The sequence below is a fragment of the Amycolatopsis camponoti genome (assembly GCF_902497555.1).
In the GTDB taxonomy this organism is placed as follows: domain Bacteria; phylum Actinomycetota; class Actinomycetes; order Mycobacteriales; family Pseudonocardiaceae; genus Amycolatopsis; species Amycolatopsis camponoti.
Genome location: NZ_CABVGP010000003.1, coordinates 278304 through 299520 on the forward strand (window position 1 = coordinate 278304; position 21217 = coordinate 299520).

Genomic DNA, 21217 nt, shown 5'->3' on the forward strand with positions numbered 1-21217 from the left:
GTACCACTACGGCTGTTCTGGGTCTTTCCCGCACCCGGACGTGGGGTCTTCCGGGTGCTTCCATCATCAGGTTGCCCTGCACCTTTACGTCAAGCCCAACGTGCGAGTGGCCACTCGGATTCCGCCATCCGCGCGGTGTCCGCTCACCGCGAACAGGTCCGCAACCTGGGAGTGACCGGGGCGACAGCCACCCGATCGGCGGAGTCCTGTTAGGTTAGGCAGACCTAAGGAGGACGTCGTTGACCCAGCCGAGCACCCGCGAGACGGACGTCCTCGCGCCCTCCCTGCGACGGCTCGACCTGCGGCGGGACGTCCCCGAAGGCTGGATCCGCTGCTCGACGGCCCTGGCCTGGTCCTTCGACGAGTGGCGCACACGGCTGGCCGGTTGGCTGGCGCGCGAGTACGGCGAGGCGCCACCCAGGACCGTCGACGCGTACCTGGTCGCGTGGTACCTGCACATCCCGGCCCAGGTGGGCGCGCTGCTGCTGCACCACGAGCGGCGGGTGCCTTCACTCCGCCCCGAAGACCTGGCGTTCCGCGTCGGAGCGGGTCAGCCGTACCCGGACGACCTGGCGGTGCTCGCCGACGGGTTCTGCTGCCTGCCGACCGACCCGGCCTCGGCGGCGCCCGGAGCGACGGTGGTCCGCGACGAGCGAGCCCTGGCGGCGGTCCTCCGGGCCCGCTACACGGCCCACGCGGCCCGGTTCGTCCAGGCCTACGGGCCCCAAAGCCGCTTCGGCCGCCGCACCCTCTGGGCCGCGGCGACCGACGCGCTGGAGAACGCCCTGTGGGGAGCCGGCCGAGCGGGCGGCACCCCGGAGGCGGAGGGGGCGGGCGTCGCGGACGCGGCCCTGGTGCTCGACTCGCGGTACCCGCCGCTGACGTCGGCGTCGACGTTGCACTGGGTGGACGGAGGGTGGACGCGGCGGAGGGAGAGCTGCTGCTTCTCGTACTTGCTCCCGGCAGAGCCGGAGTGCGACGGCTGCCCGCGCACCTGTGCCCGGTAGCCGGCTGGCGAGGACAGCCCCCGCCTCACCGGACAGTCCCCGCCCCTCCCAGGGGGGCGACCCCGACTCCATTCTATCGGCGACCTGCGACAAACCCGCCGGATCGCCACTCAAGCGCCGAAGCTGTCCACATCCCAGCCGGCCTGTGGACAACCCTCAGCGAGAGCGCGTCCACCGCGGGTCCCGCCCCGAGGCCCCCAGCGCCCGCTCCAGCACCGGGGCGTCCGCGGGTACCGCCACCGCCGGCCCGTAGACCCCCATCGAGCGCGCCTGCTCGCCCATGGCCACCGCGGACTCGTACACCGCCGTCGCCGCCTCGGGGGCGCAGCGGAGCTCCTGGCCGCTCGCCCGGGCCAGGTCCCAGCCGTGCAGAACGAATTCGCCCAGCACCATGTCGCCGACCACCGGCGCCGGGAGGCGGGTCGTCCCCAGCGCCGTCATGCCCGTCCACGCCGATGGCGTCCCGAACACGTCCACGAGCGTCTCCGTCTGCTTCTCCAGCGCCGCCCGCCAATCCTCGGTGACGACTTCGGCCGCCGACGGAGATGGCGGCTCCTCGCGGCGTCCCGCGGCGACCAGCCACGGGCCCCAATACAGAAGGTGGTTCAGCAGCCCGCGGACGTCGTAGCCGGCGCACGGCGTCGGGGCGGACAGGTCGGCCACGGCGTGGGCGACCCGCAGGAACTCGGCCGCGGCGGGCCGCATCAGCTCGGCAGTCATCCCGCGATCCAATCCGCCCGCCGGCGCAGCCGTCTTGAAAGAACGCGACAGCTACCGTGGACGCCGTGGGCGAGCACCGGATCCCGCGCGGCATCGTGGCCGAGGCCACCGCGCGCACGATGTTCACGCTGACCAGGCATCCGCCCGCCCCCGAGCTGGCGGACCTCGTCGAATACCACTGGGTGCTGCGCTGGGACCTGCGCGGCAAACCACCCCACGAACAGCGCGTCCTGCCGAACCTCGCGGTGCACGCGGCGTTCTTCCCCGGTGCGTCCGGCGTGTACGGCCCGGCCCACGACGTCTTTTCCCACCGCCTCGAAGGCCGCGTCCAAGGCTTGGGTGTGCGTTTCCGGCCCGGGTGCTTCCGCGCGTTCCTCGGCGGCCCGGTGAGTGACATCACCGACCGCGCTGTCCCGCTCGCCGACGTTTTCGGTCCGACGGCGATCGAAGCCGCGGAATCGGTGCGGACCGCCACCGATGACGTGCAAATGGTCCGCGCGATCGACAACTTGCTGATCGCAAAACCCACCAGCCTGTCGACGTCCGCGCGACGCGCCGCCGAGGCCGTGGAATCAATCGCACGCGATCCGGGAATTACCCGGGTGGCGCAACTGTGCGCGGATACTGGACTAACCACCCGGTCCGTGCAGCGGTTGTTCACCGAACACGTCGGCTGCACACCCAAGTGGGCGATCCGGATATACCGCCTCAACGACGCGGCACAGCGGATCGCCGCGGAAGGGGATCCGGATTACGCCGGTCTGGCGGTTCGACTGGGCTATAGCGACCAGTCGCACTTCATCCGCGATTTTCACACCGTGACGGGTCAACCGCCGGCCGAGTACGCCCGCACGACCCGGGCGGACCGCGAACACGCACCGGACAACGATCGGACATGAAGAAAGCCGCCGGGCGAATTCGCCCGGCGGCTTCGACTGAAACCCCGCGTGGAGGAGTTCCCGGCCCCGCCCGGTGACCTGCGGACACCGGGTGAGAGGCGAAGGATCCTCAGTTCTTCTTGTGGTACGCCTCGACGACCTCGGACGGGATCCGGCCCCGGTCCGAAACGGCGTAACCGTTCTTGCGCGCCCACGACCGAATGGCCTGGTTCTGCTCACGGTCGACAGCGGCCGGCCGGGCCGAGCCCTTGCCCGCGACCGGGCGAACCGAAGCGCGCTTGCGGCCACCCGCGCGACGCGCGTGCTCGACATACTGGGCGAGGGCGTCCCGCAGCTCCTCGGCGTTATCCGAGGAGAGGTCGATCTGGTAGCTCACGCCGTCCAAACCGAACTCGACGGTCTCTTCCGCCTCACTGCCGTCGAGGTCGTCGACCAGCGAGACGAGCACCTTCTGTGCCATCCGATTCCTCCTGCGGGGACTTGCTCAATGATCTGGTTACGGGGCGAGCCCCGGGACAGAAGTCTTTGTCTAGAACATTAGTACCCGCTTCTGGAGGACAGCGCAAATCTCATTGCGGTAAACGACACCGCCGGGTTATTCGGGACGCACGAGCGGGAAGAGGATCGTCTCCCGGATACCGAGACCGGTCAGCGCCATGAGGAGCCGGTCGATCCCCATTCCGACGCCACCGCTCGGCGGCATTCCGTACTCCAGGGCCCTCAGGAAATCCTCGTCGAGGCGCATGGCTTCGCTATCGCCCTGCGCGGCCAGCAGCGACTGTTCGGTGAGCCGTTCCCGTTCGACGACCGGATCGACCAGCTCGGAGTATCCGGTGGCGAGTTCGAATCCGCGCACGTAGAGGTCCCACTTCTCGGCCACCCCGGCCCGCGAGCGGTGCTGCCTCGTCAATGGGGACGTCTCCAGCGGAAAATCACGGACAAACGTGGGAGCGTGCAGGTGATCTCCGACGAGGTGCTCCCACAGTTCCTCGACCAGCTTCCCGTGACCCAGCTTCGGATCCACTTCCAGGCCCCTGGCCTGCGCGAATCCGTGCAGTTTGGCGGCGGGCGTCTCCGGCGTCACCTCTTCGCCGAGGGAATCGGACAACGACTCGTACATTCCGAGTGTGGTCCATTCGCCGGACAGGTCGTACTCCGAACCGTCGGGCAGGGTGATGACCTGGGTGTCCAGCACCGCTTGCGCGGCCTCCTGGATCAGCTCCCGCGTCATCACCGCATTCGTGTCGTAAGTGGCGTAGGCCTCGTAGTACTCGAGCATCGCGAACTCCGGCGAGTGCGAGGAGTCGCTGCCCTCGTTCCGGAAGTTGCGGTTGATCTCGAAGACCTTCTCGATGCCGCCGACGACGCAGCGCTTGAGGTAGAGCTCCGGCGCGATCCGCAGGAAGAGCTCCATGTCGAACGCGTTCGAGTGCGTGACGAACGGGCGGGCCGCGGCGCCGCCGTGCAGCGTCTGCAGCATCGGCGTCTCGACCTCGGTGAACCCGCGGCGGTGGAACGACTCCCGCAGCGAACGGACCACGCCGGCGCGCGTGCGCACGACGTCCCGCGCGCGCGGGCGCATGATGAGGTCGACGTAGCGCTGGCGGATCCGCGTCTCCTCGGCCAGGTCCTTGAAGGCGTTCGGCAGCGGGCGCAGCGCCTTCGACGTGATGCGCCAGGCGTCGGCCATCACGGACAGCTCGCCGCGCTTGGACGTGATGACCTCACCCTGCACGAACACGTGGTCGCCGAGGTCGACGTCGGACTTCCACGCGGCCAGCGCGTCCTCGCCGACCTTCGCCAGGCTGATCATGGCCTGCAGCTCGGTGCCGTCACCCTCGCGGAGGCTGGCGAAGCACAGCTTGCCCGTGTTGCGCAGGAACATCACCCGGCCGGTGACGCCCACGGTCTCGCCGGTGGCGGTGTCGACGGGCAGCCCTTCATGCGCGGCGCGCACCTCGGCCAGCGAGTGCGTGCGGGGTACCTCGACCGGGTAGGGATCGATACCCTCCGCGAGGATCCGGTCGCGCTTCTCCCGGCGCACCCGCATCTGCTCGGGCAGTTCGTCTTCGGCGGGCTCGCTGGTGGGAGGGGGCTTTTCGGTCATGGCCCTAGGGTACGAACCCGGCTGAGCGCTACGCCAACCGGATTACCTTTCCTTTCCGTCCATACCGCGTCGTTCGTTAGCGATCCGGCTACAGTCACGGCCGATGGCTTTCGCGGCAACGGTTGCTCGCCGCTCGAAGGTCGGCCCGCTTCCGGCCGGATCGGTAACCTGGCCCGGTGAGTGACCCCACGCACGCCCAGCGTGCTTCTTCCTTCGGCAGCCGAGCGGCCGCGTACGCCGAGCACCGGCCCGGCTACCCGCGGGAAGCGATCGAATGGGGCCTTTCGGGCGCGACCGGAACGCCGCGCCGGGTGCTCGACCTGGGTGCCGGAACGGGCAAGCTCACCCTCGGCCTGGCCGAGCTCGGACTCGACGTCACGGCGGTCGAACCCGACCCGGAAATGCGCGCCGAACTGGCGCGGACCGTGCCCGGGGCGGCGTCTCTGGAGGGCCGGGCGGAACGGATCCCGTTGCCCGACGCCGGAGTCGACGCGGTTTTCGTCGGCCAGGCGTTCCATTGGTTCGACGTGCCGGCGGCGATGACGGAGATCGCGCGCGTGCTGCGCCCGGGCGGCGTGCTGGTGCCGATGTGGAACTACGAAGACGATTCGGTGCCGTGGGTCGAGCAGTTCACCTCACTCGGCCGCGATGGGGCCCGGAAGCCGGCCCGGACGGACGATTTGCGAGAGATGGCGCACCCGGAGTTCGCCGCGTTCGAAAGCGATCGGTTTCGCCATGTGCAACGGCGGACGGCGGAGAGCCTGCTGGAAACGATCGGGACGTATTCGATGGTGATCGTCTCGGCGCCGGACGAGTCGTCGGCGATGCTGACGCGGATGCGCGAGTTCCTGTCGGCGAATCCGGCGACGGCGGACGGCGAGTTCGACCTGCCCCTGATCACCTGGGCTCTCCGCGCGCGACGCCGGTGAGACATTTTTCGTCACCACGCATTGACCTCGATCAAGCTCGAGGTTCGACACTGGTGTGATGAGCAGGAAATCACTGGGGCGGACCCTGATCTCGCTGGTGTCATTGGTGACGGCCGTGGGCCCGTACCGCGCCGACTGGAACGAAACGCACGTCAAGAACCCCGCTTGGCCACCGCACGCGAAGTTCCACAACGGCCAGACGATGAGCCTCGGGCTCGCGCTCGGGACCACCAGCCTCTGGCAGCTGTGGCGCCGCCCGACCCGGGAGAGCCTCGACGCGGGGGCGGTCCTGGCATCCCTGTACTGGCTGACGCAGATCTCCGCGCTGGCCTATCCGGGTTCGAAGGCGGTGGACCCGCCGGGGACGGCCAAGTTCCCCCAGGCCGTGGTGGCTTTCCCGGCGTTGGGCATCACCGCGCTGGGCTACCTGCTGGAGCGACGCCGGCTGGCTCGCGACTAGCCGTCAGGACCGGATGTTCCGCTCGAACACCAGCCGCAAGCCGAGCAGCGTCAAGTCCGGCACGTGCTCGGTGATCGTCTCCGACTCGCTGATCACCAGGGGCGCCAAGCCACCGGTCGCCAGGACCGCCACCGGTTCCGTGCCGTTCGGCGACAGCTCCCGGACGATCCGCCGGACCAGCCCGTCGACCTGGCCGGCGAAGCCGTACAGGATCCCCGACTGCAGGCACTCCACGGTGTTCTTCCCGATCACCGACCGCGGCGGCACCAGCTCGACCTTCCGCAACGCCGCCGCGCGCAACGCCAGCGCGTCCACCGAAATCTCGATGCCCGGCGCGAACGCCCCGCCCAGGAACTCGCCCCGGGCGGAAATGGCGTCCACGTTGGTCGACGTCCCGAAGTCGACGACCACGCACGCCGAATCGTGGAGGTGGTGCGCGGCCAGCGTGTTCATCAGCCGGTCCGCGCCCACCTCCTTCGGGTTGTCCACCAGCAGGGCCACGCCCGTGCGGACGCCCGGCTCCACCACGATCTTCGGGACCCGGTCGTAGTAGCGCGAAAGCATCACCCGCAGCTCGCGCAGCACCGCCGGCACCGTCGACAGCGCGCTGATGCCCGTCACCGCGTCCGCGTGCGGGCCCAGCAGGCCGCGCACCGTCAACGCCAGCTCGTCGGCCGTCATGCGCGCGTCCGTGCGCATGCGCCAGTCCCCGACGAGTTCGGTGCCGGAGTACAGCCCCAACACGATGTTCGTGTTGCCGACGTCGACGGTGAGCAGCAAGCGGGTCAGCTTTCCGCGTGCAGCAGCGCGTCGAGGCGGCGGGCGTCCGCCGTCTCCGCGACCGGGAACACCGCCGTCTCCTCTTCCGGCGGCAGCGTCACCGTGCCGGACAGCAGCCCCGAGCCCTCGGGCGCGTAGCCCGGATCGGCGTGCCGGTGGACGATCCGGTTGTCCGCGTCGACGAACACCACGCGTGGCTCGTACGTCGCGGCTTCGGCGTCGTCCATCTGGCCGTACGAAATGAGGATCACCAGGTCGCCCGGGTGCACCAGGTGCGCCGCGGCGCCGTTGATGCCGAGCACGCCGGTACCGCGCTCACCCTTGATGACGTAGGTCTCCAGCCGCGCGCCGTTGGTGACGTCCACAATGGACACCTGTTCCCCCGGCAGCAGGTCCGCGGCCTCCATCAGGTCCTCGTCGACCGTCACCGAGCCGACGTAGTGCAGGTCGGCCTGGGTCACGGTGACGCGGTGGATCTTCGACTTGAGCATCGTGCGGTACATAGTGGACTCCTATTCCCCTGCGTCCCGCTCCGGCTGCGCTGGGTGATCTACCGAAGCACCGAGCAACACCGGAACGTTGTCGATCAGCCGGGTACTCCCCACCCGGGCCGCGATCAACAGTCGTGCCTCACCGTCGACGGGCGCGGGCCCGAGGTCGGTTCCCCTCAACTCCAGGTAATCCACCTCGACCGCGGGCCGCGCGGCCAGGGTCTTCCACGCGGTCTCGAGGACCGCGTCGGCACCGTCGCGCCCGACGAACGCCCCCGCGGTGAGGGCGGCCGACAGGACGACGGCGTCTTCACGCTGTTCGGGCGTCAGATAGACGTTGCGCGACGACAGCGCCAGCCCGCCGCGCTCCCGCACCGTCGGCACGCCCATGACGTGCGTGTCGATGTTCAGGTCGCGCACCATCCGCTTGATCAGGACCAGCTGCTGGTAGTCCTTCTCACCGAAGAGCGCGTAGTCCGGGCGAAGCAGGTTGAACAGCTTCGCCACGACGGTGAGCACGCCGGCGAAGTGGCCGGGCCGGACAAGGCCCTCCAGCTCGTCTCCGAGCGGGCCCGGGTGCACGGTCACGACGGCGCCTTCGCCGTAGAGGGCGTCGGCGCTGGGCGTGAACGCGATTTCGACGCCGTCCTCGGTCAGCACGGCCAGATCGGCGTCGAGCGGCCGCGGGTACGCCTCGAAGTCCTCGCCCTCGCCGAACTGCAGCGGGTTGACGAAGATCGAGGTCGCCACGACGTTGTTCGGCAGCCGCTTCGCGCGGCGGATCAGCTCGCGGTGCCCGGCGTGCAGCGCGCCCATGGTCGGCACGAGCGCCAGCTTGCGGCCGACGCCGTGCAGGGCCTTGCTGACCTGGCTCATCTGCTCGGGCGACGCGAACGTGTTCAGCGTGCCGCGGCTGAATTTCGGTGTGGTCACTGGTCTTGGTGCCCTTCGGCGGGATCGTCGAGGAGTTCGGTGAGGTCCTTGGCGGCCGCGGTGTCCAGCAGCCCGGCAGCCGAGGAACGCGCCACCGTGCGCTTGGCCAGTGCGCGGTAGGCCGGCGCCACGTCCGGCGCCCGGTCCGCCAGCACCGCGAGGTGCTTGCGGACGGTACCGGTGTCGCCACGCGCGACCGGGCCCGTGAGCGCGCGGTCGCCGTGTCGGAGAACATTATCCAACGCCGCCGAAAGCAGTGGCGCCACCAGGCGTTCGGAATGCCCGATTCCCGCTTCCCGCAACATTTCCGCGCAGTCGGCGACCAGCGTCATCAGGTGGTTCGCGCCATGGGTCAACGCTGCGTGGTAGAGCGCTCGCACGGAGTCGGGGATGCGCACCGGCTCGGCCCCCATCTCGACCGCGAGGGCCTCGCCGACGCTCCACGCAGCGTCGTCGCCGGCCGCCGCCGTGACGCCGATGCTGCACGCCGCCAGCCGCTCGAGGTCCTCCTCGCGGCCGGTGAACGTCATCACCGGGTGCAGCGCCAGCGGCAGCGCGCCGGCCTCGGCGGCGGGCGCCAGCACGTCGATGCCCTGGGCGCCGGAGGTGTGCACGACGATCTGCCCGGGCCGGAGCGACCCGGTCGCGACGAGCCCGCGGACCATCCCGGCCAGCGCGTCGTCGGGGAGGGCGAGGATCACCAGGTCCGCCGCGCGGACGGTTTCGTCGGGCGGCAGCAGCGGCACGTCGGGGAGGAGGCGTTCGGCACGGGCCAGCGACGCGGCGGACAGCCCCGACGCGGCGACCACGGTGTGCCCCGCCCGGGCCAGCGCGGCGCCGAGCACACTGCCCACGCGGCCGGCGGAAACGACACCGACCGCGAGACGAGCGGGCCTATTCATGGCGTGCGCCTGTGGACGCTCATGGCGGGCAGACTCCCTCTGCTCTCGTTCCAGTCCCGTTCCGGGTACCGGACGAACGGCGCGAGACTAACTCGATTGAGCGCGTGGCGTTGAACCCGGGTGACCAGCTTCACCCGGACCGGGTCACCCTTGCGGAGCTTCCTGGGCGAGGCGCGTCGCCTCCGCCCGAGCGGCCTTCAACGTGTGCAGCAGCTCCTGCTGCCGTTGCCGGTCGACGTCGGTGGTGAGCTCCCGCCGGTCCAGGAAGGCGAGCTCGGTCACGCTCGCCTGGTAGACGGCGACGGCTTTGGCGGCCTGTTTGCCGGACTGGCGCTTCGCCTGTCGCCGCCAGGCCCGGCGGCCGGGCAGGCTGGCCAGCAGGTCGACCTCCGACGGCGCGATCCAGCGCGCCGCGGCCATGTGCGGCAGGGCGGTCGCGATGATCCGCTGCTCACGCCGTCTCTGGAGGACGACCAGGTAGACCACGCCGAGGAAGAGCGGCAACATGATCAGGAAGTAGACGGTGAGGAACTTCGACCCGCCGAGCAGCGCGGCGCTGTTCCACAGCGCGTGCAGGCAGACGGCGGCCAGGTAGCCGGCGAGCGGCGCGAGGACCTTCAGGTACTTCGTGGTGGTCCGCGCGGCGATACCGATGCCGATGCCGGTCAGCACGGCGAACAGCGGGTGCGTGAACGGCGCGAGGACACCGCGGAGGAAGAACGCCGTGATGACGCCCTGGCTGTGCCCGTCGCCGAAGCCGTAGTCGTTGAAGGCCCGGCCGAAGTAGTAGATGTTCTCGGTGAACGCGAAGCCGGCGGCGCTGAAGCCGGCGTAGACGACCCCGTCCACGACGCCGTCGAACTCGCTGGACCGGCGCCAGAGGATGAGGACGACGAAGAGCGCCTTCGCGGCCTCCTCGACGATGGGCGCGGAGACCAGGGCGGCGACGGTGTTGCCGCTGCCCTTGCCGAGCAGCTCGTCCCCGACGGCTTCGGCGGTCGTGTTGATGAGCAGCGCGGTGATCGTCGCGATGCAGGCGCCCCAGGCGAAGGCGAGCAGCAGGAACTTGGCCGGTTCGGGCTCCCAGCGGTCGACCCAGAGGAACCCGGCGACCACGCCCGCGACCGGTACGAGGGCGGCGAGGACGCCGATGGTGACGGCGAGGGGTCCGACCCGCGCCGTGGCCACGGCGAACAGGACCAGGCCGCACAAGGCGACGACCAGCAGCCCGAGCACCGGCAGCAGCACGGTGATCCGGCGAGGCCGCCGTCCGCGATCAAGTCCCGTCGCGGGCGAGAGGGTTCCGCTCACAGCCGGTCACCCTACGCAGACCGGACAGGAAGAGAAACGCCACCTGGCACACACGGCGCGTCCCGCGGCCCGGCCGGGCTCAGTCTTCCGCGCGACGGCGGCGGCGGGGCGTCGAGCCCGTGCCGCCGTTCGCCGCCAGCAGCTCGCTCACCGACCGGCCCGCCGTGTGCGAACCGCTGCCCGGTGGCGGCGGTGCCTCGGGCGACCGGTGGCCGTTGCGGGCGTGACCGTTGCTCGCGCCGTTGTGGCCGTTGCCGTTGTGACTGTTGCCGTTGTGGGCGCCGCCGTTGTGGCCGTTGCCGTTGTGCTGCTCCACGTCCGCCGGGTCGACCGGGGTCATGTTGCGGCGCGACATCGACGCCCGCTCGGCGACCATGCCTTCCCACGCCGGGGGCTCGCCGTCCGGACGACGGCGACGGCCGCCGCCCGTGGGCTCGGGGGCGGGCACCGCCGGCATCTGCTGCGACTCGTCCGGCTTGCGGCGACGGCCACCCGAGCGGCCCTGGTAGTCGCGGACCGACTCCGGGAGCGTCGGGTTCACCATCGGCGCGTCCGCCTTCGCGGCGTCGGCGGGCGCGCGGTGCGAGCCCCCGTGCCGGGAGGCCGGCTCGTCGAGGATCGGCGACATGTCCGCCCGCGAGAACTGCTCCAGCCGCGACGGACGGCGGCCGTCGGCGGCCGGGACCGGCGTGGTCGGCGGCACCACCGGGGGCAGGTTCGTGCGCGACGGCTGCCGCTGCGCCGGGCTGGTGTTCGGCACCGGTGTCGTCGGCGGGACGACCGGGGGAAGGTCGCGACGCGACGCGGAGGCGTCCCTCGGCATCGGCGGGGCCTTCGGCTCGGGCGGCTTCGGCCGGTTCGGCCGCTGCCGCTCGGCGAAGTCGTCGCGGTTCTGGAAGGCCGCGCTCAGGTCGGTCACCGGCCGGAGGTCCGACCGGGACATCTCCGACGGCTTCACCGGCGGTGCCGGGCGGGGCGGCGCGGGCCGCGGCGGCTCGGGCGCCTTGCGCGGCTCGGGGCGCGCACCGTTCGGCTGGCCGCCGACGCGGGGCAGGTCCGACCGCGACATCTCGACGCGCGGAATGTCCGGACGCGACATCTCCACCCGCGGAATGGCGGGCATCGACCGCTCGACCCGCGGAATGTCGGTCATCGACCGTTCCACGCGCGGAATGTTGGTCATCGACCGTTCCACGCGCGGAATGTCCGGGCGCGACATCTCGACGCGCGGGATGTCGGGGCGCGACATCTCCACCCGGGGGATCTCCGGCATCGACCGCTCGACGCGCGGGATGTCCGACCGCGACACCTCGCCCGGCCGCACGGCAGGGCGGGCCGGGTCGACCCGCGGCAGGTCCGAACGCGACACCTCGGCCGGCCGCATCGCCGGCCGCGACAGCTCCGCGCGGCGCGCGGGCGGCGGCTCGGGACGGCGGATCTCCGTCTTCGGCTCCGGGGCACGGCGGATCTCGGTCTTGGGGTCGGGCCGCGGCACCTGGCGCGTCGGCTCGGCGGCGGCCTCGGGACGGCGCTCGGGCTGCTTCGCGACCTCGTCCGGGTTCGGCAGCCGCATGGGCTGCGACTCGGCCTGGCGGCGGGCCGCTTCGGCGCGCAGCTCGGCGGCCTTCAGCTCGCGCTGCGCGGCGTTCAGCGCCGGATCGACGGACGGCACCGGCGGACGGCGGTCGCTCAACGGCTTCGGCCGGGCCATCTGCTGGGTGCTCTGCACGTTGACGTTCGCCGGGGCCTTCGGGGCCGGCTTGCCGCCGAAGCCCTTGCCCTTGCCGAGGCCCTTGCCGTTCGCGGGCTTCCCGTTCGACGCCTTCCGGCGGCGCTCGTCGAGCACGCGGTCGATCAGCTCGGTCGGCCGCTCACCCTGCTCGGCCGGCTTCTTCCCGGACATCAGCTGCGCCGGCTTCTTCTTCGGCGCGGGGTCGGGGATCATCCGGTTGTCGTCGGACAGCTTGCGCATCCGGGTCGCCTGCGCGGTCAGCGCGACGCGTTCGAGCAGCACCTCGCCGCCGAACAGCGACTGGAGGCTGTCGCGCAGCGCGGACACCTCGAGGCGCAGCGCCTCCAGTTCCTCGCGGCCGCGGGAGTCGGACTCGCTGCGGTTCTCCGCCTCCACCTCCAGCTCGAATTCACGCCGGGCCGCGATCTCGCGTTCCAGCTCCAGCTCGTACACAGCCTGCGCCTCGGAAACCGCGTCCTCGCTCTGTGCCGCGTGCTTGCGGTACTTCACGGCGAGAAAAGCGCCGATCAGGGCAGCCCAGAGGGCGGCGACGATCCCGAGCCGGAGATAGCGGAGATCATCGCTGAGCACCAGTGCGAGGGTGGCTCCGATGGCGAGGACGAATCCGACGACGAGCCACGGCCTGCCCAGTAGGCGGCCGCGCGAGTCGTCACCCACGCCGGTCATGCCTGACACCGTACCTGCTCGTAATCCGAACGAGACCTACTCGGTCCCGCGAGCGGTGGGAATCCAGCGCTAACCGGTCATTCCGCGCGTGCGCTCACGGTCCTGGTCGCGCGGGGTCCGGCAGCAGTGCTCGAGCCACAAACCCGCTGCTACCAGGGCCGCGGAGGACGCCACGCCGACCACGCCGGCGCGGGTGTCGAGCACCGCCGCGACGAGTTCGTCACGTCGCGGGATGAGGTACGCGAGCGCGGCCAGCCAGGCGCCGCCCATGAACGCCCCGGCGAGCGACGAAGCCTTCGCGAGGGCCACCGATCGGGCGATCCCGATCGCGGCGACGACGCGGCCGTTCTTGATCCGGGAGCGGATGGACAGCGCGAGCCCGCCCTCGACCACGGCCAGCACGGCGAAGGTGACGCCGGCGAACGTCGGCAACTGGGGCAGCGAGCCGTACGCCACCAGGAAGAGCAGGTAGCCGAGGACCAGGCCGAGCACGAAGGCCACCACCAGGTCGCGGGGCCGGGTGAAGTGCATGGTTCAACCGTACCCAGCTCGGCCACCCGAAGCTTCGCACTACCCTTGACTCTCCCCCGACTGGAGAGTTCACCATGCGTCTTGTGGGCACCACCGCGACCTTCACCATCGGCGAGCTGGCCCGGCGGACCGGCCTGCCCGTCAAGACCATCCGCTTCTACTCGGACGAGGGCCTGCTGCCCCCGACCGACCGGACGGACGCCGGCTACCGGCTCTACGACGCCGCGGCGATGGCCCGGCTCGAGCTCGTCCGCACGCTGCGGGAGCTGGGCCTCGGCCTCGTCGACGTCTCCGCGGCCTTGACGCGGTCGGCGACCGTCGGCGAGCTGGCGACCCGGCACGTCGAGGCGCTGGACGAGCAGATCCGGCGGCTGCGGCTGCGCCGGGCGGTGCTGCGCGCGGTGGCCAAGCGTGATTCCGAGCTGGAGGAAGTGAACCTGATGAACCGTCTCGCGTCGATGTCCGACGAAGAGCGCAAGCGGCTGGTCGACGAGTTCTGGGACGAGATGGTCTCCGGGCTGGAGATCAACGAGGAGTTCTACCGGCGCATGCGCGCGGGGAAGCCGGAGCTGCCCGACGATCCGTCGCCCGAGCAGCTCGAGGCCTGGATCGAGTTCGCCGAGCTGGTCCAGGACCCGGACTTCCGGGCGCTGATCCGCGGCATGAGCGAAACCCAGGCCCGGCAGATCCGCGACGGCGAGTTCGAGCAGCCGGCGGACGCCTGGCAGCAGAACTGGCCAGGCTGGGTCTCTCGCGCGGAAGCGGCCGTGACAGCCGGGGAATCGCCGACGTCGGAGGCGGGGCAAACGCTTGCGGCCGAGATCGCGGCGGCGACGGCCGGGCCGGACCAGGACCCGGCTTCAGCGGAGTTCCGCGCGGAGATGGCGGACCGGTTCGCGACGAGCGGCGACCCGCGGGCCGAACGCTATTGGCAGCTGCTGGCGATCATCAACGGCTGGCCGCCGGTCCCGACGGCCCAGCCCGCGGTGCGGTTCATGATCGAGGCGCTGCGCGGCTGACCGCACAAGAACAACAGCTCGGCGACCGGCCGGGGGTGAGGGGTAACGGACACCCCCGGTTCATCGATAGGTCATGTTCAGCGCAGCTCGAAGTCCGTGCGGCGGACCGACGCCAGGTCGTCCTCGGGGCGCGCGGCCAGCAGCGCCGCGATCGGGCCGTGCCCCGGCAGCACCGCGGCCGGCTCGATCTCCACCCACGGCACCAGCACGCTCGCGCGGTCCGGCGTCCCCGGGTGGGGCAGCAGCAGCTCCGGGTCGCCGGACGTCACGCCCTCGACGGTGACCACGTCGACGTCCAGCGTCCGCGGTCCCCAGCGCAGCTCGCGCACCCGGCCCGCGGCCCGCTCGGCCGCCTGGCCCGCGCGCAGCCACGCCCAGTGATCGCGCACCGGGTCGTCGACGACGCAGACCGCGTTCAGGAAGTCCGGCTGGTCCTCGACGCCCCACGCCTTGGTCTCGTACACGCTCGACACCGCGACCAGCGCGGGCCGCACGGCGTCGAGCGCCAGCTGCAGGAAGCCGAGCCGGTCGCCGAGGTTCGAGCCCAGCGAAAGGACGGCCCGGCTCATCGGTCGCGCCGGACCGTGACGGCCACGTCGTCGAAGGTCAGCGGGATCGGCGCGGACGGCTTGTGCACCGTCACCTCGACCGCGCGCAGCCGCTCGTCGCGCATGACCTCGTCGGCGATCTTGCCCGCGACGCTCTCGATGAGGTCGTACGGCTCGCCCGCGACGATCCCCGCCGCCAGCTCGGCCAGCTCGCCGTAGTGCAGGGTCTTGGTCAGGTCGTCCGACGCGGCGGCGGGCCCGAGGTCCAGCCACACCGTGATGTCGACGACGAACTCCTGCCCGTCCCGCTTCTCGTGCTCGAAAACGCCGTGGCGGCCGAACACCCGCAGGCCGGTCAGCGTGATCCGGTCAGACATCCGGCGAACCCTTCCACCACGCGGCGGCCACGGCGACCGCGTCCAGCGACGCCCCGACCTCGTGCACCCGCACGCCCCACGCGCCCGCGGCCGCGGCGAGCGCCGAGATGGCGGCGGTGGCGTCCTCACGGCCGTCCGGCGGACGCGGCGTACCGTCCTTTTCGGACAGCAAGCGGCCGAGAAAACGTTTGCGCGAAGCACCGACGAGCACCGGGAAACCCAGGGACAGCAGCGAATCCAGGCCGCGTAGCAACGCCCAGTCGTGCTCCGCGTTCTTCGCGAAGCCCAGCCCGGGATCCAGCACGATCGCGCTCTCGGCGACCCCCGCCGCGAGCGCTTCGTCCACTCTGGACAGCAGCTCGGCGCGGACGTCGGCCACGACATCGTCGTATTCGGCGAGCGCCTGCATGTCCCGGCTGTGCCCGCGCCAGTGCATCAGCACCCACGGCGCCCCGGACTCCGCGGCGACGCGCGCCATGTCCGGATCGGCCAGCCCGCCCGAGACGTCGTTGACCACCTTCGCCCCGGCGTCGAGCGCCGCGGCGGCGACGGAAGCGCGCGTCGTGTCGACCGAAAGGTGGATACCCTCGCCGGCGAGGGTGCGGATCACCGGGATGATGCGTGCCAGCTCGGTCTCGGCGTCGACCCGCGCCGCACCCGGCCGGGTCGACTCACCGCCGACGTCGATCAGGTCGGCACCACGCGCCCACATCGCGCGGGCGTGCTCCAGCGCCTGGTCGAGCCCGAGGTACCGGCCACCGTCCGAAAAGGAATCCGGCGTCACGTTCAGCACGCCCATCACGACGCACCGGCCGGGAGCGGGAAGCCCCACGCTCACCGGCGCGCCCTGATCAGGTCGAGCGCCTCCGCCCGCGACGACGGGGAGTTCTTCAGCTGTCCCCGCACGGCGGAGGTGGTCGTGCGCGCGCCCGGCTTCCGGATGCCGCGCATGGCCATGCAGAGGTGCTCGGCCTCGATCACGACGATGACACCGCGCGGTTCGAGCTTCCGCACGAGGGCGTCGGCGACCTGGGATGTCAGGCGCTCCTGAACCTGCGGGCGCTTGGCGTAGAGGTCGACGAGCCGGGCGAGCTTGGAGAGCCCGGTGACCTTCCCGGCGGCGTTCGGGATGTACCCGACGTGCGCGACGCCATGGAAGGGCACGAGGTGGTGTTCACACTGGCTGTACATCGGGATGTCCGTGACCAGCACGAGTTCCTCGTGCGACTCGTCGAACGTCTTGTCCAGAACCGAGTCCGGCTCGATGTACAGCCCGGCGAACATTTCCTGGTACGCCCGGGCGACCCGGGCGGGAGTGTCCTTCAGACCGTCCCGCTCCGGGTCTTCGCCGCAGGCCAAGAGGAGCTCGCGGATCGCCTTCTCCGCCCGGTCCTGGTCGAAGACCGGGCGGTCGGCGTCACTGGGACTTTTCGGGTCCATCAGGGTCACGGCGCTCCCCCTCGCTCTGCTGGTTGCCCGCTTGATCGGCGAACCAGCCGTGCTCGCGAGGGCGTTCGTCACCACCGGGCCGCCACGACTGGCCCGGCTGACCGCCCGGCGAGGTCGCGGGCGTCCAGCCCGGAGGGGCACCGTAGTTCGGGGGACCGCTCTGGCCCGCCGGACCACCCTGGTAGCCGCCCGCCTGCGGGCCGCCGGCCTGGGGCCAGTGCGCCGTGCCGTTGGCGCCGCCGTTCGGGCCGCTGTAGGGACGGCCACCGTTCGGGTAGGAGCCCGGCGGCGGCGGGGCGTACGGGTTGGCGTTGGGATCGACCGGCGCCGGGTACGGCGGACCGCCCGGCAGGTCGCCCGCGCCCTGGGCGGTGCCGACCGGGGTCGGCTCCGGCTTCAGGACCGGCTTCTCCTTCTCCGGCGGAGGCCACGGCTCGCCGCGTTCCATCGCCAGCTCGCCCGGGGTCTTGATCGGCGGCTTGTCCGACGGCGTCCGCTCACCGAACTCGTTGAACACGGTGATGTGCGGGCGCTTCTCGACCGTCGCGAAGATCCGCTCCAGGTCCTTACGGGTCAGCGTCTCCTTCTCCAGGAGCTCGATGACCAGCTCGTCGAGCACGTCGCGGTAGGTGTTGAGCACGTGCCACGCCTCGGTGTGCGCCGTCTCGATGAGCTTGCGCACCTCCTCGTCGATCTCGTGCGCCACCTCGAGCGAGTAGTCCGCCTGGCGGCCGGCCGAGCGGCCGAGGAACGGGTCGCCCTGCTCCTGGCCGTACTTGACCGCGCCGAGCCGGGCGCTCATGCCGTACTCGGTGACCATCGCGCGGGCGATCTTCGTCGCCTGCTCGATGTCCGACGACGCGCCGGTGGTGGGCTCGTGGAAGACGAGCTCCTCCGCCGTGCGGCCACCCATCGCGAAGACCAGCCGCCCGATCATCTCGGAGCGGGTCATCAGGTCCTTGTCGTCCTCCGGGACGAGCAGCGCGTGCCCGCCCGTCCGGCCGCGCGGCAGGATCGTCAGCTTGTAGACCGGCTCGATGTCCGGCATCGCCCACGCGGCGAGCGCGTGCCCGCCCTCGTGGTAGGCCGTGATCTTCTTCTCCTTCTCGGAGATGATCCGGCTCTTGCGAGCGGGGCCGCCGACGACGCGGTCGACCGATTCCTCGAGCTCGACGTCGCCGATCACGTGCCCGTTCTTGCGGGCGGTGAGCAGGGCGGCCTCGTTCAGCACGTTCGCCAGGTCGGCGCCGGACATGCCGACGGTCCGCTTGGCCAGGCTGGTCAGGTCGGTGCCCTGGGCGATCGGCTTGCCCTTGGAGTGCACCTCGAGGATCGCCTTGCGGCCGCGCAGGTCGGGCGCGGAGACCGGGATCTGCCGGTCGAAGCGGCCCGGGCGCAGCAGCGCGGGGTCGAGGATGTCGGGCCGGTTGGTCGCCGCGATCAGGATGATGCCGCCGCGGGCGTCGAAGCCGTCCATCTCGACGAGCAGCTGGTTCAGCGTCTGCTCGCGCTCGTCGTGCCCGCCGCCGAGGCCGGCGCCGCGCTGGCGGCCGACCGCGTCGATCTCGTCGACGAAGATGATGCAGGGCGCGTTCTGCTTGGCCTGTTCGAACAGGTCACGGACGCGCGACGCACCGACACCGACGAACATCTCGACGAAGTCCGAGCCGGAGATCGTGTAGAACGGCACGCCCGCCTCGCCGGCGACGGCCCGCGCGAGCAGCGTCTTGCCGGTACCGGGCGGCCCGTAGAGCAGCACGCCCTTCGGGATCTTCGCGCCCAACGCTTGGTAGCGCGCCGGGTTCTGCAGGAAGTCCTTGATCTCGTACAGCTCTTCGACGGCCTCGTCGGCGCCCGCGACGTCCCCGAAGGTCGTCTTGGGCATGTCCTTGTTCAGCTGCTTGGCCTTGGACTTGCCGAAGTTGAGGACGCGGTTGCCGCCACCCTGGGCGTTGTTCATCATCCACATCAGCAGGCCCAGCACGAGGGCCAGCGGGATGGCGAAGATGAGGATCTGGGTCAGCACGCCCTGCTGGGTCACCTTGGTGGTGAACTTGATCGGCTGGCCGCCGTTCTTCGCCGCGATCAACGAGTCGTAGATCGGGCGGGTGGCGTCCGAGGGGTACTGCGAAATGATCTGGGTGACCTGCTGGCCGTCCACGTCGACAGGCTTGTTCAGCAGCAGTTTGAGCTGCTGTTCCTTGTCCTCGAGGCTGGCTTCCTTGACGTTGTTCGAGGAGATCTGGGAGTTCGCCACCGAGATGGGTGCCTGGGTGTACCCACGATCACTGTCGAAGATCGTGTTGTACGCGAACAACGCCAGCAACCCCGCGACGATCCACAGCAGTGGGTTCCTGAGCACGCTCTTCCGGTTCATACGACTCGGCCCTGGTGGCCTCGACCCTCCCTGGTTGGGCGGCTCCTGTGATACCCGCCATCACGATCTTGACAAACCCGTGGTGCCTTGGACACCCGTCCCATCAGGGTACCGTCCGCTGCCGCGTTCATCCCCTGTGAGCCTCTCGCAGGTCAACGGGCGATAGCGCGCCCGGGTTCCCGCCCGGCGTCCACACCGGTCACGCTATCGCGTGCCGTCCGACACACTGTTCACCATCTCGCCCAGCCGGGTCCGCAGCGTGGCCGGGTCGGCCGGGGCGACCGTGACCCACTCGCGGCCGTCCGTACCTGCGCGGGAGAGGCTGAGGTAGCGCCCGGTCGCGGTGTCGAACCAGGCCAGCACCCGGGACCGTTGCTTGGCCCCGACCTGCGAACGGCTGTTCGCTGCCAGCTGACCGCCGCGCTGCCGCGGCTGCCCGGAGATGCGGCCGTAGGCCTCCCGCGGATCGGCCGTGACGCGTTCGCTCAGCGGTGTCCGGCGCGCCTTCCCCCGCTCCTCGGCCGGGTTCGACGGCAGGGACACGGGCACCCGGATCGGCGCCGTCCGCAGGGCGTCGTCCAGCGGAAGTGTGACCGACGCCTCGCTCCCGCGCGGCCCGGCCGGGAGCACCCCGACGACGGCGGAGACCAGGCCGTCCGGCGGGACGTCCCGCAGCCAGATGCCGTCGGCGTCCTGGACCGCGAGGACGCCCTGGGTGTCGTCGGCCGCCGCGAGGACGCCGACGGTGGGCGCCTCGAACTGCGGGATGTGCAGGGCGTCGATGGTCAGCGGCGCGAAGGCGAGCAGGTGCAGCGCGTCCTCGATCGGTGGCGCGAGCCTGCCGCGTGCTTCACGGATGCCGCGGGCCTTCAGCTCGGCGTCGACGCGGTGGCGCAGCGAGACGCGCTCGTCTTCGGTCGCGCCGTGCGACTTGACCAGCAGCGGGTACGGCAGCTCCCCGACCTGCGCCGACTCCCAGAGGAAGTCGAACGCGAGCGGCGAGAAGAACTCTTGCATCACTACTCTCCCGGATCGGACTCTTGCTCAGCGTAGCCCGCACCACCGACAAAAAAGGGTCGGCGGCCGGGCACGCACGGAGAAACCGGAGCCCGATCTTGGCAGAGGCCGCCCGGCGCGGGAACGGAGAGGCGTCAGACCGAGCTGGTCGTCGTCGCTCCCGCGAGCATCTCGCCGAGCCGGTGGCGCAGCGTCGCCGCGTCGGCCGGGGCGATGGTGATCCAGTCACGGCCGTCGCGGCCGCGGCTCGCCTGCGTGAAGTAGCGGCCCGTCTCCGTGTCGAACCAGCTCAGCACCGGCGTCCGCGTGCGGCCGCCCATGCGGGACCGCGCGTTCGCCGCGATCTGGCCGCCGCGCAGCCTCGGCTGGGCGTGCAGCTTCGCCAGCGCCTTGCGGTCCTCGTCGGCCGACGAGCGCTCGTCGCCGTTGCCGCGGCGGGACAGGAAATCGACGCCATGGGCCCCGACCAGCTGCTCCAGCGGGACCGTGACGGACTTCTCCGAACCGCGCGGGGCACCGGGCAGCAGCGAGACGATCGCGCTCGCCAGCCCGTCCACCGGGCACGGCTGCAGGTGCAGCCCCCGCGTGTCCTGCACCGCCAGCAGCCCCTGACCGCCCAGCACGCCGGCGATCGCCAGCAGCGGTTCGGCGTCCGGGGCGATCAGCTGGACCGCGTCCAGGCTCAGCTCGGACTGCGCCAGCACGCCGAAGTAGTCCTCGACGTGCGGTTCCGGCCGGCCGCGTCCGTCGGCCAAGCCGCGCGCAGTCAGCCCTTCCAACGTGCGCCGGCGCAGGAGGGACCGCTCGTCCACGGTCTCGCCGTGCGAACGGATGCGCAGCGGGTACGGCAGCTCGCCCAGCCCGGCGGACTCCCACAGGAAGTCCACCTCGATCGGGGTGAGCAGCTCAGCGTTCGGCATCGAGCCACCCCCAAGAGAAAC

General features: G+C 71.2%; 22 protein-coding genes. 5 read left to right on the forward strand and 17 right to left on the reverse strand.

Going from position 1 to position 21217, the window contains the following annotated elements:
- Positions 1-239: 239 nt before the first annotated feature.
- Positions 240-1007: a (2Fe-2S)-binding protein gene (locus AA23TX_RS37625; RefSeq protein ID WP_155547766.1), complete on the forward strand. Its 768-nt coding sequence runs from the start codon at positions 240-242 to the stop codon at positions 1005-1007.
- Between the two features lie 156 nt (positions 1008-1163).
- On the opposite strand, the gene AA23TX_RS37630 is transcribed toward AA23TX_RS37625, so the two are convergent.
- Positions 1164-1727, reverse strand: a complete 564-nt coding sequence (locus AA23TX_RS37630) for a TIGR03086 family metal-binding protein (protein WP_155547767.1) — start codon at positions 1725-1727, stop codon at positions 1164-1166.
- 65 nt (positions 1728-1792) lie between these two features.
- Between AA23TX_RS37630 and AA23TX_RS37635 the strand changes: the two genes are divergently transcribed.
- Positions 1793-2626 (forward strand): AraC family transcriptional regulator, encoded by an 834-nt coding sequence (locus AA23TX_RS37635; protein WP_155547768.1) that lies wholly within the window; start codon positions 1793-1795, stop codon positions 2624-2626.
- A 109-nt stretch (positions 2627-2735) separates the two neighbouring features.
- Here AA23TX_RS37635 and AA23TX_RS37640 read toward each other — a convergent pair whose 3' ends face one another.
- Positions 2736-3086, reverse strand: a complete 351-nt coding sequence (locus AA23TX_RS37640; protein ID WP_155547769.1) for a histone-like nucleoid-structuring protein Lsr2 — start codon at positions 3084-3086, stop codon at positions 2736-2738.
- 135 nt (positions 3087-3221) lie between these two features.
- Positions 3222-4733: a lysine--tRNA ligase gene (gene lysS / locus AA23TX_RS37645; RefSeq protein ID WP_155547770.1), complete on the reverse strand. Its 1512-nt coding sequence runs from the start codon at positions 4731-4733 to the stop codon at positions 3222-3224.
- A gap of 176 nt (positions 4734-4909) precedes the next feature.
- Between lysS and AA23TX_RS37650 the strand changes: the two genes are divergently transcribed.
- Together AA23TX_RS37650 and AA23TX_RS37655 are read left to right on the forward strand one after the other, a co-directional pair.
- The gene (locus AA23TX_RS37650) at positions 4910-5662 is read left to right on the forward strand and encodes a class I SAM-dependent methyltransferase (protein ID WP_155547771.1); all 753 of its coding nucleotides are present in this window, start codon (positions 4910-4912) and stop codon (positions 5660-5662) included.
- A 58-nt stretch (positions 5663-5720) separates the two neighbouring features.
- Positions 5721-6122 (forward strand): DUF6640 family protein, encoded by a 402-nt coding sequence (locus AA23TX_RS37655; RefSeq protein ID WP_155547772.1) that lies wholly within the window; start codon positions 5721-5723, stop codon positions 6120-6122.
- A gap of 3 nt (positions 6123-6125) precedes the next feature.
- Here AA23TX_RS37655 and AA23TX_RS37660 read toward each other — a convergent pair whose 3' ends face one another.
- The 7 genes from AA23TX_RS37660 to AA23TX_RS37690 all read right to left on the reverse strand — a co-directional run bounded on the left by AA23TX_RS37660 (position 6126) and on the right by AA23TX_RS37690 (position 13489).
- The gene (locus AA23TX_RS37660) at positions 6126-6902 is read right to left on the reverse strand and encodes a type III pantothenate kinase (RefSeq protein ID WP_155547773.1); all 777 of its coding nucleotides are present in this window, start codon (positions 6900-6902) and stop codon (positions 6126-6128) included.
- A 5-nt stretch (positions 6903-6907) separates the two neighbouring features.
- On the reverse strand, positions 6908-7405 hold the full coding sequence (panD, locus tag AA23TX_RS37665; RefSeq protein WP_155547774.1) for an aspartate 1-decarboxylase: 498 nt from the start codon (positions 7403-7405) through the stop codon (positions 6908-6910).
- 9 nt (positions 7406-7414) lie between these two features.
- Complete coding sequence (gene panC / locus AA23TX_RS37670; RefSeq protein WP_155547775.1) at positions 7415-8326, reverse strand: pantoate--beta-alanine ligase; 912 nt, start codon at positions 8324-8326, stop codon at positions 7415-7417.
- Positions 8323-9282, reverse strand: a complete 960-nt coding sequence (locus tag AA23TX_RS37675; protein ID WP_439328811.1) for a Rossmann-like and DUF2520 domain-containing protein — start codon at positions 9280-9282, stop codon at positions 8323-8325. Before AA23TX_RS37675 ends, panC begins: the two co-directional genes overlap by 4 nt.
- Before the next feature lie 90 nt (positions 9283-9372).
- Positions 9373-10476, reverse strand: coding sequence for a PrsW family intramembrane metalloprotease (locus tag AA23TX_RS37680; RefSeq protein ID WP_155549319.1), 1104 nt, complete (start codon positions 10474-10476; stop codon positions 9373-9375).
- A gap of 142 nt (positions 10477-10618) precedes the next feature.
- A complete protein-coding gene (locus AA23TX_RS37685; protein ID WP_155547777.1) occupies positions 10619-12958 on the reverse strand; it encodes a DUF6779 domain-containing protein in 2340 nt (779 codons plus the stop codon).
- Positions 12959-13027: 69 nt separating this feature from the next.
- Positions 13028-13489 (reverse strand): DUF3180 domain-containing protein, encoded by a 462-nt coding sequence (locus tag AA23TX_RS37690; protein ID WP_155547778.1) that lies wholly within the window; start codon positions 13487-13489, stop codon positions 13028-13030.
- An 83-nt stretch (positions 13490-13572) separates the two neighbouring features.
- Between AA23TX_RS37690 and AA23TX_RS37695 the strand changes: the two genes are divergently transcribed.
- Complete coding sequence (locus AA23TX_RS37695; RefSeq protein WP_155547779.1) at positions 13573-14508, forward strand: MerR family transcriptional regulator; 936 nt, start codon at positions 13573-13575, stop codon at positions 14506-14508.
- A gap of 77 nt (positions 14509-14585) precedes the next feature.
- Here AA23TX_RS37695 and folK read toward each other — a convergent pair whose 3' ends face one another.
- The 7 genes from folK to AA23TX_RS37730 all read right to left on the reverse strand — a co-directional run bounded on the left by folK (position 14586) and on the right by AA23TX_RS37730 (position 21196).
- Complete coding sequence (folK, locus tag AA23TX_RS37700; RefSeq protein ID WP_155547780.1) at positions 14586-15077, reverse strand: 2-amino-4-hydroxy-6-hydroxymethyldihydropteridine diphosphokinase; 492 nt, start codon at positions 15075-15077, stop codon at positions 14586-14588.
- Entirely contained in the window at positions 15074-15433 is a 360-nt protein-coding gene (gene folB / locus AA23TX_RS37705) for a dihydroneopterin aldolase (protein ID WP_155547781.1), read from the reverse strand. The genes folK and folB overlap by 4 nt, the downstream gene beginning before the upstream one ends.
- Positions 15426-16232 carry a dihydropteroate synthase gene (gene folP, locus AA23TX_RS37710; protein ID WP_196425911.1) on the reverse strand — a complete coding sequence of 269 codons (807 nt, stop codon included), beginning with the start codon at positions 16230-16232 and terminating at the stop codon, positions 15426-15428. Before folP ends, folB begins: the two co-directional genes overlap by 8 nt.
- A gap of 35 nt (positions 16233-16267) precedes the next feature.
- Positions 16268-16873: a GTP cyclohydrolase I FolE gene (gene folE / locus AA23TX_RS37715; protein ID WP_196425760.1), complete on the reverse strand. Its 606-nt coding sequence runs from the start codon at positions 16871-16873 to the stop codon at positions 16268-16270.
- On the reverse strand, positions 16851-19259 hold the full coding sequence (ftsH, locus tag AA23TX_RS37720; protein ID WP_155547783.1) for an ATP-dependent zinc metalloprotease FtsH: 2409 nt from the start codon (positions 19257-19259) through the stop codon (positions 16851-16853). The genes folE and ftsH overlap by 23 nt, the downstream gene beginning before the upstream one ends.
- Positions 19260-19463: 204 nt before the next feature.
- On the reverse strand, positions 19464-20279 hold the full coding sequence (locus AA23TX_RS37725) for an ESX secretion-associated protein EspG (RefSeq protein WP_155547784.1): 816 nt from the start codon (positions 20277-20279) through the stop codon (positions 19464-19466).
- 131 nt (positions 20280-20410) lie between these two features.
- On the reverse strand, positions 20411-21196 hold the full coding sequence (locus AA23TX_RS37730; RefSeq protein WP_155547785.1) for an ESX secretion-associated protein EspG: 786 nt from the start codon (positions 21194-21196) through the stop codon (positions 20411-20413).
- Positions 21197-21217 lie beyond the last annotated feature (21 nt).